Raw genomic sequence first — 13,474 nt, 5'->3', positions numbered from 1 at the left:
ATTCAAATTTGCTCCTGCCGAAAGTGTCATTCATGTCCACCCCCACCCTGCTCCTCGCCACGCTGTCCTGTCTCGCGCCAATCGCCGCCCAATCCCAGGTCGTGCCCGGCCAAAGCGAAGACGGTTCCGCCGCCTCCTACACCGACTCCAAGACCGGCGAGTCGATCACACCCACGATCGAGGTGCGCGACGGTAAGCACTACTACACCTGGCCCCATTGGCACGAGTGGAAGAACTTCAAGATGCAGATGCGCGGCGAGCGCACAGACCACCCCGATGCGCAGTGGTGGCCCCAAGCGGGCCTCGGCCTGTTCATGCACTGGGGCATCGTCAGCGAGTTTGAACCCACCGGCGAAGCCTGGGCCGGGCGCTGGTCGCAGGCCAAGGTCGACAGCGGACGATTCCACCCACAGTCGGACATCTGGGCCGCCGCCGAGACTTTCAACCCGACGAAGTACGACGCCGACAAGTGGATGGCCGCCGCAGAGGAGGCCGGCTTTACCTACGCCGTGCTCACCACCAAGCACCACGACGGCTACGCGCTCTGGGACTCGGACCACGCCCTGCTGGGCGTGCGTCAACACCTCGATGGCAAAGACCTGGTCCAACCCTTCGTCGATGCCTGCCGCAACCACAACATCCGCGTCGGCTTCTACTACTCGGGCATGGACTGGTACTTCGAACGCGACTACATGAACTTCAGCCACTCGCCGAAGGTGCTGATCGATTACCACGGTAAGCAAGTGAAGTCGCTGCCCCAGCGCCCGCCCAGCTTCCGCCAGGCCTACGACGAATACAACCAGGCCCAGGTCCGCGAGCTGATCGACATGTTCGATCCCGACATCTGGTGGGGCGATGGCGGCCACGGCGCAACCGCCGAACAAATCCGCGAGTGGCGCCCCGGCATCGTCTGCAACAACCGCGGCGAGGGCGGCGACCACGCCACCGCCGAGGGCTTCCACATGGCCGAGCCGCAGTACGTCAAGAAACCCGTTGTCGCCAACGGCTGGTGGTGGGAGGTCAACAGCATCATCACCCGCGGCTCGTGGCACTACGACGCACGCCCCGGCCAAACCGAATACATCATGCCCTCCGACAGGCTTCTGATGGAACTCGCCGAGGCTCGCAGCATGGGCGGCAACTTGCTGGCCAACATCGGCCCCCGCCCGGATGGCCAGTTCCCCGACGAGGCCTACCGCCTATTCGACGACATGGCCCAGTGGATGAAGACTAACCGCGACTCGGTCTTCGGCATCAACGGCGGCGGCCCCTGGCCTGAGAAATGTAATGTCCCCATCACTTGCCGCGACGCCGTGTGGTACTTCCACGCCACCAAAGATCAAGCCACCGCCGAAGACCCGATCGTCTTGCAAGACGCCGCCGAGCCGGTCTCGGTCAAACTCATGTGCACCGGCGAGGAGCTCGACTACACCTTCGCCGACCAGACCCTGACGATCGCGATCCCCGAAGGATCGAAAGCGGGACACGTGACGGATGTGGTCGTGGTCGATTTCGGGCCCGAGTTAGACAGCTCGCCCTATCGATTCAAGCACTGGTAACTCGAAAGTCGGCAGAAGCGTGCACTACTTGCACGCTCGCCACTTCGTAAACATCACACACCTCTTGCCGTGGACACGGTTTTCGGTTTTCATGGCCGAGCCGAGGTTCACGGCTTTTCTCTATCCGGCGTTCTGGCCGGGCTGTTTCACGAACTCGCAAAGGACGATCGCTCATGAGTGATTCCGCGGATCGGGTGTCCCAGGCCAAGCAGCGCTACTGGCGACGCAACGTCACCCTCATGGTTGGACTGCTGGCGATCTGGGCCTTCGTCGGCCTCGGCTGCGGGATCCTGTTTGCCGACAAGCTCAACGACCTTGCCTCGGTCGGCGGCGTGCCCCTGGGATTCTGGTTCGCCCAGCAAGGCAGCATCATCACGTTCGTGCTGCTTATCCTGGTCTACGCCATCTCGATGAACCGCCTCGACGACAAGTACCACCGCGAAATCGCCACCGGAAGCGACGCGGCTCCGCCGCGCTCGCCCGACAGCGCTAAGCCGCAAGCGGCCGATACCGACGCGGAAGGCGGTGACGCGTGATCGATCTGCTACACCCAAGCCTTACGCCGACGCTTGCGGAACTTCCGGGGGTCCTCGCCGGCCTGTTCGGCATGTCCACCCTCAAAACCTGGACCGTCGTCTTCGTCATCCTCACCTTCGGCCTGTACCTCGGCATCGCCTGGTGGTCGCGCGTCAGCGACACCAAAGGTTTCTTCATCGCCGGGGGCGGCGTGCCCGCGCCCGCCAACGGCATGGCCACCGCCGCCGACTGGATGTCCGCCGCGTCGTTCATCTCCATGGCCGGCCTCGTCAGTGGCATGGGCTTCGCCGGCGGCGTCTACCTAATGGGCTGGACCGGCGGCTACGTCCTGCTCGCCCTCCTCCTCGCCCCCTACCTCCGCAAGTTCGGCCACTTCACCGTCCCCGACTTCATCGGCGACCGCTACGCCCCCGGGCGCCCCCTCAAGCCGAGCCCTGAGCAAAGCGAAGGGCCGGATCGCTCCCTCAACTACGCCCGCCTCATCGCCCTTTTCTGCGCCATCTTCGTCAGCTTCACCTACGTCGTCGGCCAAATGAAAGGCGTCGGCGTCGTCTTCTCCGGCTTCCTCGGCGTCACGCCCGCCACCGGCGTGTTCATCGGCATGGCCATCGTCTTCGTCTACGCCGTGTTCGGCGGCATGAAGGGCATCACCTGGACCCAGGTCGCCCAGTTCTGGGTCCTCATCACCGCCTTCCTCATCCCCGCCATCGCCATCAGCCTCAAGCTCACGGGGCAAGCCGTCCCCTCGGTCGGCCTCGCGTCCCCCGTCCTCGAATCCGTCGACCCCGCCCGGCCGTACCTGCTCGACAAACTCTCCAGCCTCAACCAGCAGTTCGGCTTCGGCAGCTACACGGATGCCTACGGCGAAAACGCCGGCAAGTGGAACCGGCTCAACGTCTTCTGCGTCTGCCTCGCCCTCATGGCCGGCACCGCCGGGCTCCCGCACGTCATCGTCCGCTTCTACACCGTCAAGAGCGTCAAGGCCGCCCGCTGGTCCGCCTTCTGGGCCCTGGGCTTCATCAGCCTCCTCTACCTCACCGCCCCGTCCGTCGCCGCGTTCGCCCGCTACTACATGGTCGACGACATCGCCGGCCTCAACGGCAAGACCGCCGAAGAACTCCCGCAGTGGTACCACGACTGGAACAAGACCGGGTTGATCGCTTGGGTGGATTTCAATGGAGACGGGAAACTAGCTTTCACGAACAACCTTACAAACCACACGCTTAGATACGATCCCATCAATGATCCTGATTTCGAACATCCATTCACGACTATTCAGCACGAGAGAGTCGAGGATGAATTCCCGGGGATAACAGAAGCATTAAAAGAATCTGAAAAGGTTACGAACAACTACGTCTACATTCATCCAAATGAATTGATGCGAATCGGCAAAGTACCGGAAGCCATTCGCAAGGAGCTAATCGAGTCGCCCACGGGATGGATGATGATTGATGGAGTCACGGGGTTACAAGAATTTTCCGATCGGCTTCTGAACACCGAGATGGATGGAATTGCAGGCAGTACTCCCGAAGAACTGGCGACATCTCAAGCGGTCATTACAGAGTATTCCCTTTTAGCCAAGGCCAAACTCCTTAAACTCGGCGCCGCCCACCACCCCGACCGGGACATCATCGTGCTCGCCACACCGCAGATGGCGCAGCTCGCCGACTGGGTCGTCGCGTTTGTCATCGCCGGGGGCCTCGCCGCGGCGCTGTCGACCGCGTCGGGGCTGCTGCTGGTGATCTCTTCTTCCGTCGCGCACGACCTGTACTTCAAAGTCATGAACCCGCAGGCTTCCGAGAAGCAGCGGCTGCTCGTCGGTCGGGTCGCGATCGGCGTGGCGGTGTGTATCGCTGGGTACTTCGGCATCAACCCGCCGGGCTTCGTCGGCGAGGTCGTCGCGTTCGCCTTCGGCCTCGCGGCGGCGTCGTTCTTCCCCGCGATCGTGCTCGGCATCTTCACCAAACGCGTCGGCACCGTCCCGGCCGTGGCGGGCATGCTCGTGGGCATCACGTTCACGGCGTTCTACATCGTCACGCAGAAGGCCGATGTCATCCTGCTCAACGCCGAGGTCGCCGCCGCGATCTTCGGCTCGCCCGACAGCGCAATCCGCAACCCCTGGTTCTTCGGCATCGACGCCCAGGGCATCGGCACCGTCGGCATGGTGCTCAACTTCGTCGTGACCCTCGCGCTCACCCCCTTCTTCAAGGGGGCCAGCCCCGAGGTCCAAGCACTGGTCGAGTCGGTCCGCGAACCCGAAGCCGCCCCCGGAACCCCCGGCAGCGTCCCCGCTCCGCACATCGAAAACGCCCCGGCCCATTGACGCGCGGTTGCTCGCCTTGCACCGTCTCTTGTGGCGGTTGCGTATCCGCTGCGCTCTGTTTTGGGGTGTCCGTCTGCGCGATATACAAGGCCCCAACGTCCGAAATCCCCTAGAAACGCAGGCCGATAACCCACACATAGGCGGCTGAGGTTACCCCAGCTTGCCAGACTGCCGAAAATATAGAGTTACCCATATTCGGCCGTTCCGGCTTCGACTCAGAAACGTATCCATGATTCAACCGCCCCTCCCTGCTGATGAAGCGCATCGTCTCCAGACCTTGCGATCGCTGAACCTGCTCGACACGCCGGTCGAGGGGCGTTTCGAGCGTATCACCCAGTTGGCGCAGACCTTGCTAGACATGCCCATCGCCGCGATCTCGCTCGTCGAGAGCGACCGCCAGTGGTTCAAGTCCATCCAAGGCCTTAGCGCCACCGAGACCTCGCGGGAAGTGGCCTTCTGCGCCCACACCATCGTGGACCGCCAGCCCCAGATCATCCACGACGCCCGGGAGAACGAACGCTACCACGACAACCCCCTGGTCACCGGCGAGCCCGGCATCGTGTTCTACGCCGGCCAACCGCTCTATGCTCAGGACGGCTCGTGCGTCGGTTCGTTGTGTGTCATCGACCGCCAACCCCGGAACCTCGACGACCGCCAAGTCGACATCCTGAAACGGCTGGGCGAACTGACCGAGCGCGAGATCAACCACCCCCCCGAAGACCTGAGCATGTCGGCCTTCGTCGACCGCATGGAACAACGGCTGCTCGCCACCTTCACCGATCCGCTGACCCGGCTGTGGAACCACATCGGGATCTCCGCCCTGCTGCAGGACATCCTCACCCGGAGCCAGGACGACCCGAAGACCATCGGGATGCTCGGCATTACGATCCCCGGCCTCGCTTCAATGGCCGAGGAACGCGGGCAGGACACCGTGGATCAGGTCGTGCGTGAGGTCGGCCGCCGCATCAACGCCACCGCCTGGCCCGCCGATGTCGTGGCCCACGTCGGCGACGGCCGATTCGTCATGGCTGTGCGTTCGGGCGAACCCGACCACCAGGTCGTCCGCTTCGCGGATCAGCTCAAGGCCCACATCGATCACCTGCCGGTGACCCTCGAAGAACAACCGATCCCGGTCTCGATCGAGACCCAGACCCGCATCTTTCTCCCTACGCAGCTGACAACCGCGCCGATCCTGCTCTCGGTCGTCGACCCCGCCCCGCCCCAAAGCGGGATGACCTGCGTGGCGTGAAGCTTGGTTTGAATCGCATCAAAGCCCGGGGGTGACAAACTTGTTTCTGTCTTACCCCCTCTCCCTCCGGGAGGGGGCCGGGGTGAGGGCAGGTTGGATTTCTTGTGCGTTGGGTCTGGCACAGGTTCATGGTGAGTGCCCTCACCCCAACCCTCTCCCGGGGGGAGAGGGGGTTAAGGCAACGTCATTCGGATGCGCACGGTGGGGCGCGCACGAACGCAGAAAATCAACAACGCAGAAAATTGCTTACTCCTTGTCGGTACTCGCTTCCGTGAAACGGCCGACGTTTCCGTGCGCACGTCTGATCAGTCTCACCCCCTAATGTCGGAGCACGGTGGCACTCCAGGCGTGAAGGTCGCACAGGCAAGGCACCAAGCACGCCCATACCCGTGGAACCGGGCTGACGCACACGTCGGGTGCGTGGCGACGCTTGAGCTCACCACCTTGCCGGGATCGCTCAAGGTCGGAACCCGTCGTCGTTGGTCGAGGGCTCTTGTTCTGGGAAAGGTTGAACCGCGAAGGCGCGAAGAGCGCGAAGCAAGGCAGATGAATTTGAATTCAAACCAATGGTTTGCCTTCGCGTCTTCGCGGTTCAACTGAATCCCAACCCACTCACCCCACGCCGGCCACGGCAGCGGGTGTGGCGGGGAGCACGGGTTCGCTCTTTGGCAAGTCAATTCAAAACACAGACACCCACGGATTGAATCCGTGGGTGTCCGGGAGGAGAGATCGTGTTGATCTTTAGCATGCGGGCTGAAGCCCGCACGCCGCGGTTTACACCGCGCGGGGGTGGGCGTCTTCGTAGGCGGTGCGGAGACGCATGCTCGACAGGTGGGTGTAGATCTGCGTGGTGCTCAGCGACTGGTGGCCCAGCAGTTCCTGGACGCTGCGGAGGTCCGCGCCGTTGTCCAGCAGGTGGGTCGCGAACGAGTGACGCAGGGTGTGCGGGCTGATGGTCGAGTCGAGGCCGCAGGCTTTGAGGTACTTGTCGAGTTTACGACGCACCGATCGGCTGCTCAGACGTCCGCCGTTCTTGTTGATGAACAGGGGCACCGAGGGGTCGATCATCGACTGGTTGCGCAGCTCGGTGAAGCGGTGGTCGGGCTCGAGCAGGGTCAGGTAGTGACGGATCGCAGCCATGGCGTGCGAGCCGAGGGGGACGATACGTTCTTTCTTGCCCTTACCGCGGACGTGCATCGTGGAGCCTTCCATGTCGATGTCGTTGCGGTCGAGGTCGACGAGTTCGCTGACGCGGACGCCGGTGGAGTAGAGGGTTTCGAGGATCGCACGGTCGCGGGCGCCGAGGGTTTCGCGGTTGTCGGGGGCGGCGAGCAGGGCTTCGACTTGCTCGACGCCGATGGCCTTGGGCAGACGCTTGGTCTGCTTGGGCGTGCGGATCAGCAGCATCGGGTTGGTGTCGCAGTTGCCCTTCTTGAGCATCCACTTGTAGAAGCTGCGGAGGGTGGCGATCTTGCGGGCCGTGGTGGCGGGCGAGTAGCCGAAGCTGTCGAGGTGGGCGAGGAAGCCGCGGACGGTCATGGCGTCGGCGGCGTGGAGCTTCTGCTCGACGATCGGCACGAGGTGGTCGGGGATGACTTGATCCGGGCCGACTTCGTCACCGGCCAGGTACTCGGCGAACTGACGCAGGTCGGCGCCGTAGCAGCGTGCGGTGTAGGGGCTGAAGTGGCGTTCGTGCTTCAGGTAATCGACGAACTGCTGGACGACGGGGGCTTGTTCTGCCATGGATCAATTTTCCTCTCTAACGAACGGCACAGGGTGCGGTGGCCCGCACACGGGCCGGTGTGATGACTGACGGGGGTCAGGCGGAGCGACGGCTGCGATACAGCTTGGTGAGTTGGTCGGACATGCGTTGGCCCATCTGATGGGAGAGCACCGCGGCGTCGAACCAGTTCAGATCGTTGTTGGGATCGGCGACGAGGAGCTGCAGACGCTGCAGGAGTTCGTGCTCTTGGCCGGGGCCACACTCGAAGACATAGCGGTGGCCTTTCTTGACCAGCACGAGTTGGTTCTCGTTGCCTTCGTCAAGGAAGGGTGCGTCGTCGGGCGGGATGGGGGTGAACTCGGGCATCGGTACGCTTGGGTGGCCGGTCGGGTGGACCGGCGTGCGTGCCGATCCGGGTTAGTTGTTGCTGCCTTTGCTCGCCGTGGGATGGACGAAGGCAGGTTTTTCGGGCGTTCGGGATTGCGGGGCCGGGACGTTGGGGTCGGGCCGTTGGGTGTTCGAAGCGGTCGGCCGACGCAATCGGAGGCGTTCGGCCTGAAGGAGTTGTGAGGTCACCTGGGTGCTCACGAACTCGCTGTACAGATCGATGCTGAGGGTGTGGCGGCGGAGCGCCATGTCGAGGCTGTCGTCGGGCCGGCGTTCGGCCAGGTAGGCTTCGAGCAGGTCGATGACGTTGGGGTCGGCCGCGTCGTAGAAGCCGCCGAGGGCGGTCACGGGTTGGCGGCGACTGGCTTCACCACCCGGAAGCACGGCGGTGTTATCAGTGGCGGCGGCGGAGAGCTCACGCGTGTCGAGCTCGCTGCCCTGCCAGGCGAGACGGGCGTCGAGGTAGAGCTCGAGGTTGAGCCCGAGCTTCGGCGGGTTGTACGGCTCGTAAGCCGTGATGGTCCCGACGACCAGGCCGTCCACGCCAAGGGTTTGCCGAAGGCGGATTGCGTCGCCTTTGTCGGCGATGCGGTTGATGCCCAGGGCGTCCATCGCGGAATAGACGCGATTCACCGGCAGCGTGTCGATCCCTCGCACGAGGGCCAGACGCTGGGTGACCTTGTCGGCCATGCGAGCACCGTCGGCGTACGCGGAGCCCGATTCATTCCTGAACGGGGCCACGGCAAAGACCTGACGGGTCGGGTACGGGGCTTTTATGGTTTCCATCCGCTGGGGCTTTTTACAACCCGACAGCGACAGGGAAGCGCTCAGCAGCACCGCCGACAAGAGGATCAGCACGATCTGTTTACTTGTCATGGCGTCCTGCCGTGAGAAGCCGAGGCGTCCTGCCTGGGCGTTGGTTTCGTTGGGTCGCTCACTCGATCCGAGGAGCGTTTAGAGTCGGTTCATCCCGTCAGGGGATGGGGGTGGGCGCGGTGGCCTCCATGGTTTCGCTCGCCTGCTTTTGCTCACGCTGCTGGGCGAGGTACACGGCCCGATCGGGCTTCACCGCGTACACGTTCTCGATGGCGTCCACCCCGCGATTTGAGACGAAGTAGATCGAACCATCCGAGGCCCACGTCGGATACAGGTTTCCGTAGTTGCCGTGGGTGATGCGGGTGCGACCCGAGCCGTCGGCGTTGGAAATCCAGATATCAGCCCTTGAGCCTGCTGGACTATCGGCCGTTGGGTCGAGCACGGTGCAAAAAACGATGTTCCGCCCGTCGGGGCTCCACTCGGGGGTGATGATCGCGGCGTTGCTGCTGGCGGCGATCTCGGTCGGGCGGATCGCTTCGCCGTCCTGGGTGATCTCAACGGTCCAGACGCTGAACCACCGGCTGCCGCGTTCGCGAGCCCGCTGGTAGACGACCTTGTTGCCCTTGGGGGCCCACACCGGGAACAGGCCGTGGCCAATGATCTTGCGGTGTTGGGGGCGGTTGATGTCGATCAGGATCAGCTCCCAGACGCCGGACTGGCTGCCGCGTGAGCTGTAGACGAGCTGGTTGCCGTCGGGCGAGAAGCTGGGGTGGATGTTCTGGGCGCCGTCTTCGGTGAGCTTGATCGCCGGGCCGCCGTCCATGTCCATGAGGTAGATGTCCCAGGTGCCCGCGCGGTCGCTGGCGAAAGCGACCTGCTTGCCGTCGGGGCTGATGCAGGGCATCACGTCGTTGGCGGGGTCGGTGGTGAGCTGGGTCACGGCCGTGCCGTCCACGCGTTGGAGATAGATGTCCGAGGTTTGGCGGTGGCGGGTGCTGGCGTAAGCGAGGAAACGCCCGGTGGGATCGACCTCGACGTCGAAGTCCGCCCCTTCGTGGGTGAACGTCACTCGACGGAGGTTGCCCTGGTGGTCGAGCGGGCTGACGGTCGCCATCTGCAGGTCGTCCAGCTCGCCGAAGCGGTGCAGGCCCGTACGGCGAGGATCGACGGTGACTTTGGGCGAGGGGGCCGGCTCGGGTTGAGCGGTGCTCACGGGGGTGAACACAGGCTGGGTCGGCGTGGCGGGTTGGGGCTGATCGGCTGCGACGGTCTTCCGCGACATGGTCTGGGGGACCGGGGCACCGAACACGGCCGCATCCTCGGGAAGCGTCAACGCTTCCACCGGCGCGGGGGCCGGGATGGGCGGGGCGATCCGAGAACCGTCGGCTTGATTCTGAGAAGGCTGGGTCGACTTGGCGGGCGAAACCGCGACACGCCGGGCTTCTTGATAGTCCTGGATCTCGGCCTGCTCGGGTTGGCCGAGGCTGACCGCGCCGTTGTACGACTGACTACAACCCCAAAAACCGCTCAAAGCGAGGACTAAAAAGCTGGTGGTTGTGGGTTGGTATCGCATATGCGGGCCCTTTGCCGAGGCGGTGTCGTCTTGAACCTTGCTCAAACTGTGCTAACCTGTGGCTTGCTTCGTGAGAGGTATCGGACCGACCCGGGCGCAAAACTTAACCCGCGTCCGCCTATGTGTTTATCGGACGCCCCCACAGGCTTGCTTGAACACCATCCACCGCGAAAAGGATTCGTGGCATCGCCCAGGCCAGGCGATCCAGCTCATGGGAGATCACGCTTAACCCCCCTGTTGCCCGATACATCTGTTCCCCGGGCGTACCCAGAATCACCACACCCCGAACGCCGAGACCCTCACCGAGATGTCCCGGCCCCAGGCCGAGCCCGCTCGGCAAGCTCGCCTTCCAGCAACCCGCCAAGGCAAGCTTGATCATCAACCCAAACACCACGGCCCGCCGCCCCATCCCGGCATCAAGGCTCACCCCACTATGTCAACGATCGCTTCACTCTTCTCCCCCGACCTCGCCGAGCTGCTCGTCCCGCTGCGGTGGCCGTTGACCTTCTGCTACGTGTTCCTCATCGCCCTCATCGGCACCTACGGCCTGCACCGCTACTGGCTGGTCTTCCTCTTCAACCGCCACCGCAAACAAGTCGCCCGCCCCGCGACCCGTTTCGAAGAGCTGCCCCGCGTCACTATCCAGCTGCCCATGTTCAACGAGGGCTTCGTCGCCGAGCGCATCATCGACGCCGCTTGCAAGATCGACTACCCCGCCGACCGCCTGCAGATCCAGGTGCTCGACGACTCGACCGACCAGAGCAAGCTGATTTGTGCCGACCGCGTCGAGTATTGGAAAGCAAAGGGCGTGGACATCATGTTCCGTCACCGCGTCGATCGCACCGGGTACAAGGCCGGCGCTCTCCAAGAAGCGATGCCCGAGGCCACTGGCGAACTGATCGCCATCTTCGACGCGGACTTCATCCCCCCCGCCAACTTCCTCAAGCGCACCGTCCACCACTTCACCGACGACAAAGTCGGCATGGTGCAGACCCGCTGGGCCCACCTCAACCGCAAAGACTCGCTGCTCACCCGAGGCCAGGCGATCTTCCTCGACGGCCACTTCGTCGTCGAACACACCGCCCGCAACCGCAGCGGCGCTTGGATCAACTTCAACGGCACCGCCGGGCTCTGGCGCGCCGCCGCGATCGAAGAGGCCGGCGGCTGGCAGCACGACACGCTCACCGAAGACGTCGACCTGTCCTACCGCGCCCAACTCAAGGGCTGGAAGTTCCTCTTCCTCCCGCAGGTGACCTGCCCCGCCGAGCTCCCGCCGGAGATCAACGCGTTCAAGAGCCAGCAGCACCGCTGGACCAAGGGCTCGATCCAGACCGCGATCAAGCTCCTGCCCACGCTCTTCCGCGCCAAAGTCCCGCTGCACATCAAGCTCGAAGCGTTCTTCCACCTCACCAGCCCGATGGTGTACCTCTACATCTCGCTGTTCGCGCTGCTGTTCTTCCCGGCCGTGTACGTCAACGTCCAGCCGCTCGAAGACGGCACCTGGGCCGGCGTCTTCCTGGGCATCAGCCTGTTCATGCTCGGCACCGCCTCGGCGACCGCGTTCTACATCACCAGCCAACGCGCCCAGAAACGCAGCGGCTGGCTGACGCTGCTCCAGGTCCCCATGCTCATGTCCATCGGCATCGGCATCGCGCTCAACAACGCCATCGCCTGCCTCGAAGCCCTCCTCGGCCACGAGTCCCCCTTCATCCGCACCCCCAAGTACGGCGACAACCTCGGCACCACCGAACCCGGCGAAACCGAAACCGCCCCCATCACCCCGCACAACGACGCCAAGCCCAAGCCCGCCAAGTCCAAGCTGTCGGTCATCCCGATCCCCAGCCTCAAGCTCTGGATCACCTTCATCGAGATCGCCTTCGGCCTGCTGATGGTCTACTGCGGCATCCTCTCGGTGCAGCCCGGCAACCTCAACTCCGCCGTGAGCCTGCCCTTCCTCATGCTCTTCGCCAGCGGCTACCTCTACGTCGGCCTCAACAGCTTGGCGATCCACGCCCGCGGCTGGCTCGCCGCCCGCCAACAAAAACGCAGCGCGCGTCTTGCGGCTGCGTGATTACAATTCAAATTCGATGGTAAATTCCCCACCGGCTGTCGAGCGTGGAACTTTCCTGATCACCGAAGACACACCCCGTCGGTTCGAAATCTATTTCCCCGCCCTCGCGCCCGAGCCCGAATCTCGCCCAGTATTCGTTCGAAAGGCGATTCTGAGTATTTCTATCTCCTTCCTATTGCTTGGTGCGATGTGTCTTGCATGGCTGTACCTACGTGACTTTTGGATGTATTCACTCGCCCTACTTCTTTTTCTTCCGCCTCTTCTGCAAGAGGCATGGGATCGCACAATTCAAGCAATCATGTGCAGCAACGAGATGTACGCTCGCCTTCGGATCAACCGAAAGACCATAAAGAAGACCTTAGGTCATGGCCGCAAATCGGTATCCAGTCGATACCCCCTGAACAGCCTGCGATACGTGCAACCCGATGGCAACGTAGACCTAAGCAACGGTGAAATGGTCTACGGTGTCTATCTACTCATCGAAGAGATATCTCACCCGGTCGTAGTGACCACTCAACTCGACTATACGACTTGCGAAGAGCTAACCCGTGTCCTAACCGATGCATGCTACCGAATGCGAGGGCTTATTCCGCCGACAAACGCTGCTCCACCGAATCAAGAAGCGTATTCAGCCGAGCTTTCGGAATACTCTGACACTCACTACCCAGAGTAATCCCATCTCCAAGTTCCAATGGCACCCAACTTTTACACCCCGCGAATTTCCGGCGGTTGGGGATGATCTTGGGTTCGTTGAAACGGAACGCTTTGACGAGCATCGCGTAGAGCGGGCGGTCGGGTTTGTAGTTGAAACGCATGTCGATCTGCGGGGGGAGCCAGGGGTGCAGGTCGTCGAGTTGGTCGAAGGCCTCGCGTGACGGCACTTCCCAGATGCCCGCGAGCTCGGCGTAGCCTTTGAGTTCGATCTCGTCCGGCTCCTCGGTGATCGGGCCGCGGTCGGGGCGGAACTCGGGTTTGATCCATTCGAGGGTTTCGTGTTCCCAGGCGGGGAAAAGGGCGAAGCGGTGGTGTTCGAGTTTGAATCGGCCGGGGCCGCCGTCTTCGTGGACGCCGCCTTTGCGGAGGAGCAGGCAGGCCCTGCCCTCGACGAGCAGGTCGCAGACGCAGGCCCATTCTTTGAGTGCGATGTCGATCATGAAACCTCCAACCCCGTTAGCCCCCGGCTCTGCCGGGGGTCGCCGCAAAGTTATCCAACGCCACCAATAACGTCCCCCCCGG

10 protein-coding genes are annotated in these 13,474 nt (G+C 63.2%); 5 read left to right on the top strand and 5 right to left on the bottom strand.

Features of this window, described 5'->3' with window-relative positions:
* The first annotated feature begins 32 nt into the window (after positions 1 to 32).
* The 4 genes from HNQ40_RS13065 to HNQ40_RS13050 all read left to right on the top strand — a co-directional run bounded on the left by HNQ40_RS13065 (position 33) and on the right by HNQ40_RS13050 (position 5,668).
* Positions 33 to 1,559: an alpha-L-fucosidase gene (locus tag HNQ40_RS13065; protein ID WP_184678268.1), complete on the top strand. Its 1,527-nt coding sequence runs from the start codon at positions 33 to 35 to the stop codon at positions 1,557 to 1,559.
* Positions 1,560 to 1,732: 173 nt separating this feature from the next.
* On the top strand, positions 1,733 to 2,095 hold the full coding sequence (locus HNQ40_RS13060; protein WP_184678267.1) for a DUF4212 domain-containing protein: 363 nt from the start codon (positions 1,733 to 1,735) through the stop codon (positions 2,093 to 2,095).
* Positions 2,096 to 2,166: 71 nt separating this feature from the next.
* Positions 2,167 to 4,419, top strand: a complete 2,253-nt coding sequence (locus HNQ40_RS13055; RefSeq protein WP_221435525.1) for a sodium:solute symporter family protein — start codon at positions 2,167 to 2,169, stop codon at positions 4,417 to 4,419.
* 229 nt (positions 4,420 to 4,648) lie between these two features.
* The gene (locus HNQ40_RS13050; protein ID WP_184678265.1) at positions 4,649 to 5,668 is read left to right on the top strand and encodes a sensor domain-containing diguanylate cyclase; all 1,020 of its coding nucleotides are present in this window, start codon (positions 4,649 to 4,651) and stop codon (positions 5,666 to 5,668) included.
* A gap of 774 nt (positions 5,669 to 6,442) precedes the next feature.
* Here the strand turns inward: HNQ40_RS13050 and xerC are convergent.
* The 4 genes from xerC to HNQ40_RS13030 form a co-directional block, all read right to left on the bottom strand.
* Positions 6,443 to 7,411, bottom strand: coding sequence for a tyrosine recombinase XerC (gene xerC, locus HNQ40_RS13045; protein WP_184678264.1), 969 nt, complete (start codon positions 7,409 to 7,411; stop codon positions 6,443 to 6,445).
* A gap of 76 nt (positions 7,412 to 7,487) precedes the next feature.
* Positions 7,488 to 7,757, bottom strand: a complete 270-nt coding sequence (locus HNQ40_RS13040) for a hypothetical protein (protein ID WP_184678263.1) — start codon at positions 7,755 to 7,757, stop codon at positions 7,488 to 7,490.
* Between the two features lie 51 nt (positions 7,758 to 7,808).
* Positions 7,809 to 8,654, bottom strand: coding sequence for a hypothetical protein (locus HNQ40_RS13035; protein WP_184678262.1), 846 nt, complete (start codon positions 8,652 to 8,654; stop codon positions 7,809 to 7,811).
* 97 nt (positions 8,655 to 8,751) lie between these two features.
* Entirely contained in the window at positions 8,752 to 10,167 is a 1,416-nt protein-coding gene (locus tag HNQ40_RS13030; protein ID WP_184678261.1) for a DPP IV N-terminal domain-containing protein, read from the bottom strand.
* Positions 10,168 to 10,600: 433 nt separating this feature from the next.
* On the opposite strand from HNQ40_RS13030, the gene HNQ40_RS13025 reads away from it, so the two are divergent.
* Positions 10,601 to 12,238 carry a cellulose synthase family protein gene (locus HNQ40_RS13025; RefSeq protein ID WP_184678260.1) on the top strand — a complete coding sequence of 546 codons (1,638 nt, stop codon included), beginning with the start codon at positions 10,601 to 10,603 and terminating at the stop codon, positions 12,236 to 12,238.
* Positions 12,239 to 12,822: 584 nt separating this feature from the next.
* Here the strand turns inward: HNQ40_RS13025 and HNQ40_RS13020 are convergent.
* Complete coding sequence (locus tag HNQ40_RS13020; RefSeq protein ID WP_184678259.1) at positions 12,823 to 13,392, bottom strand: DUF1802 family protein; 570 nt, start codon at positions 13,390 to 13,392, stop codon at positions 12,823 to 12,825.
* Positions 13,393 to 13,474 lie beyond the last annotated feature (82 nt).

Source organism: Algisphaera agarilytica, assembly GCF_014207595.1.
In the GTDB taxonomy this organism is placed as follows: Bacteria; Planctomycetota; Phycisphaerae; order Phycisphaerales; family Phycisphaeraceae; genus Algisphaera; species Algisphaera agarilytica.
This window is presented reverse-complemented; position numbering and strand designations above follow the sequence as displayed.

Bases quoted from the DNA above. Each gene is read 5' to 3' on its own strand.
- HNQ40_RS13065 (WP_184678268.1), top strand. From the start codon at position 33: ATGTCCACCCCCACCCTGCTCCTCGCCACGCTGTCCTGTCTCGCGCCA.
- HNQ40_RS13060 (WP_184678267.1), top strand. From the start codon at position 1,733: ATGAGTGATTCCGCGGATCGGGTGTCCCAGGCCAAGCAGCGCTACTGG.
- HNQ40_RS13055 (WP_221435525.1), top strand. From the start codon at position 2,167: ATGTCCACCCTCAAAACCTGGACCGTCGTCTTCGTCATCCTCACCTTC.
- HNQ40_RS13050 (WP_184678265.1), top strand. From the start codon at position 4,649: ATGATTCAACCGCCCCTCCCTGCTGATGAAGCGCATCGTCTCCAGACC.
- xerC (WP_184678264.1), bottom strand. From the start codon at position 7,411: ATGGCAGAACAAGCCCCCGTCGTCCAGCAGTTCGTCGATTACCTGAAG.
- HNQ40_RS13040 (WP_184678263.1), bottom strand. From the start codon at position 7,757: ATGCCCGAGTTCACCCCCATCCCGCCCGACGACGCACCCTTCCTTGAC.
- HNQ40_RS13035 (WP_184678262.1), bottom strand. From the start codon at position 8,654: ATGACAAGTAAACAGATCGTGCTGATCCTCTTGTCGGCGGTGCTGCTG.
- HNQ40_RS13030 (WP_184678261.1), bottom strand. From the start codon at position 10,167: ATGCGATACCAACCCACAACCACCAGCTTTTTAGTCCTCGCTTTGAGC.
- HNQ40_RS13025 (WP_184678260.1), top strand. From the start codon at position 10,601: ATGTCAACGATCGCTTCACTCTTCTCCCCCGACCTCGCCGAGCTGCTC.
- HNQ40_RS13020 (WP_184678259.1), bottom strand. From the start codon at position 13,392: ATGATCGACATCGCACTCAAAGAATGGGCCTGCGTCTGCGACCTGCTC.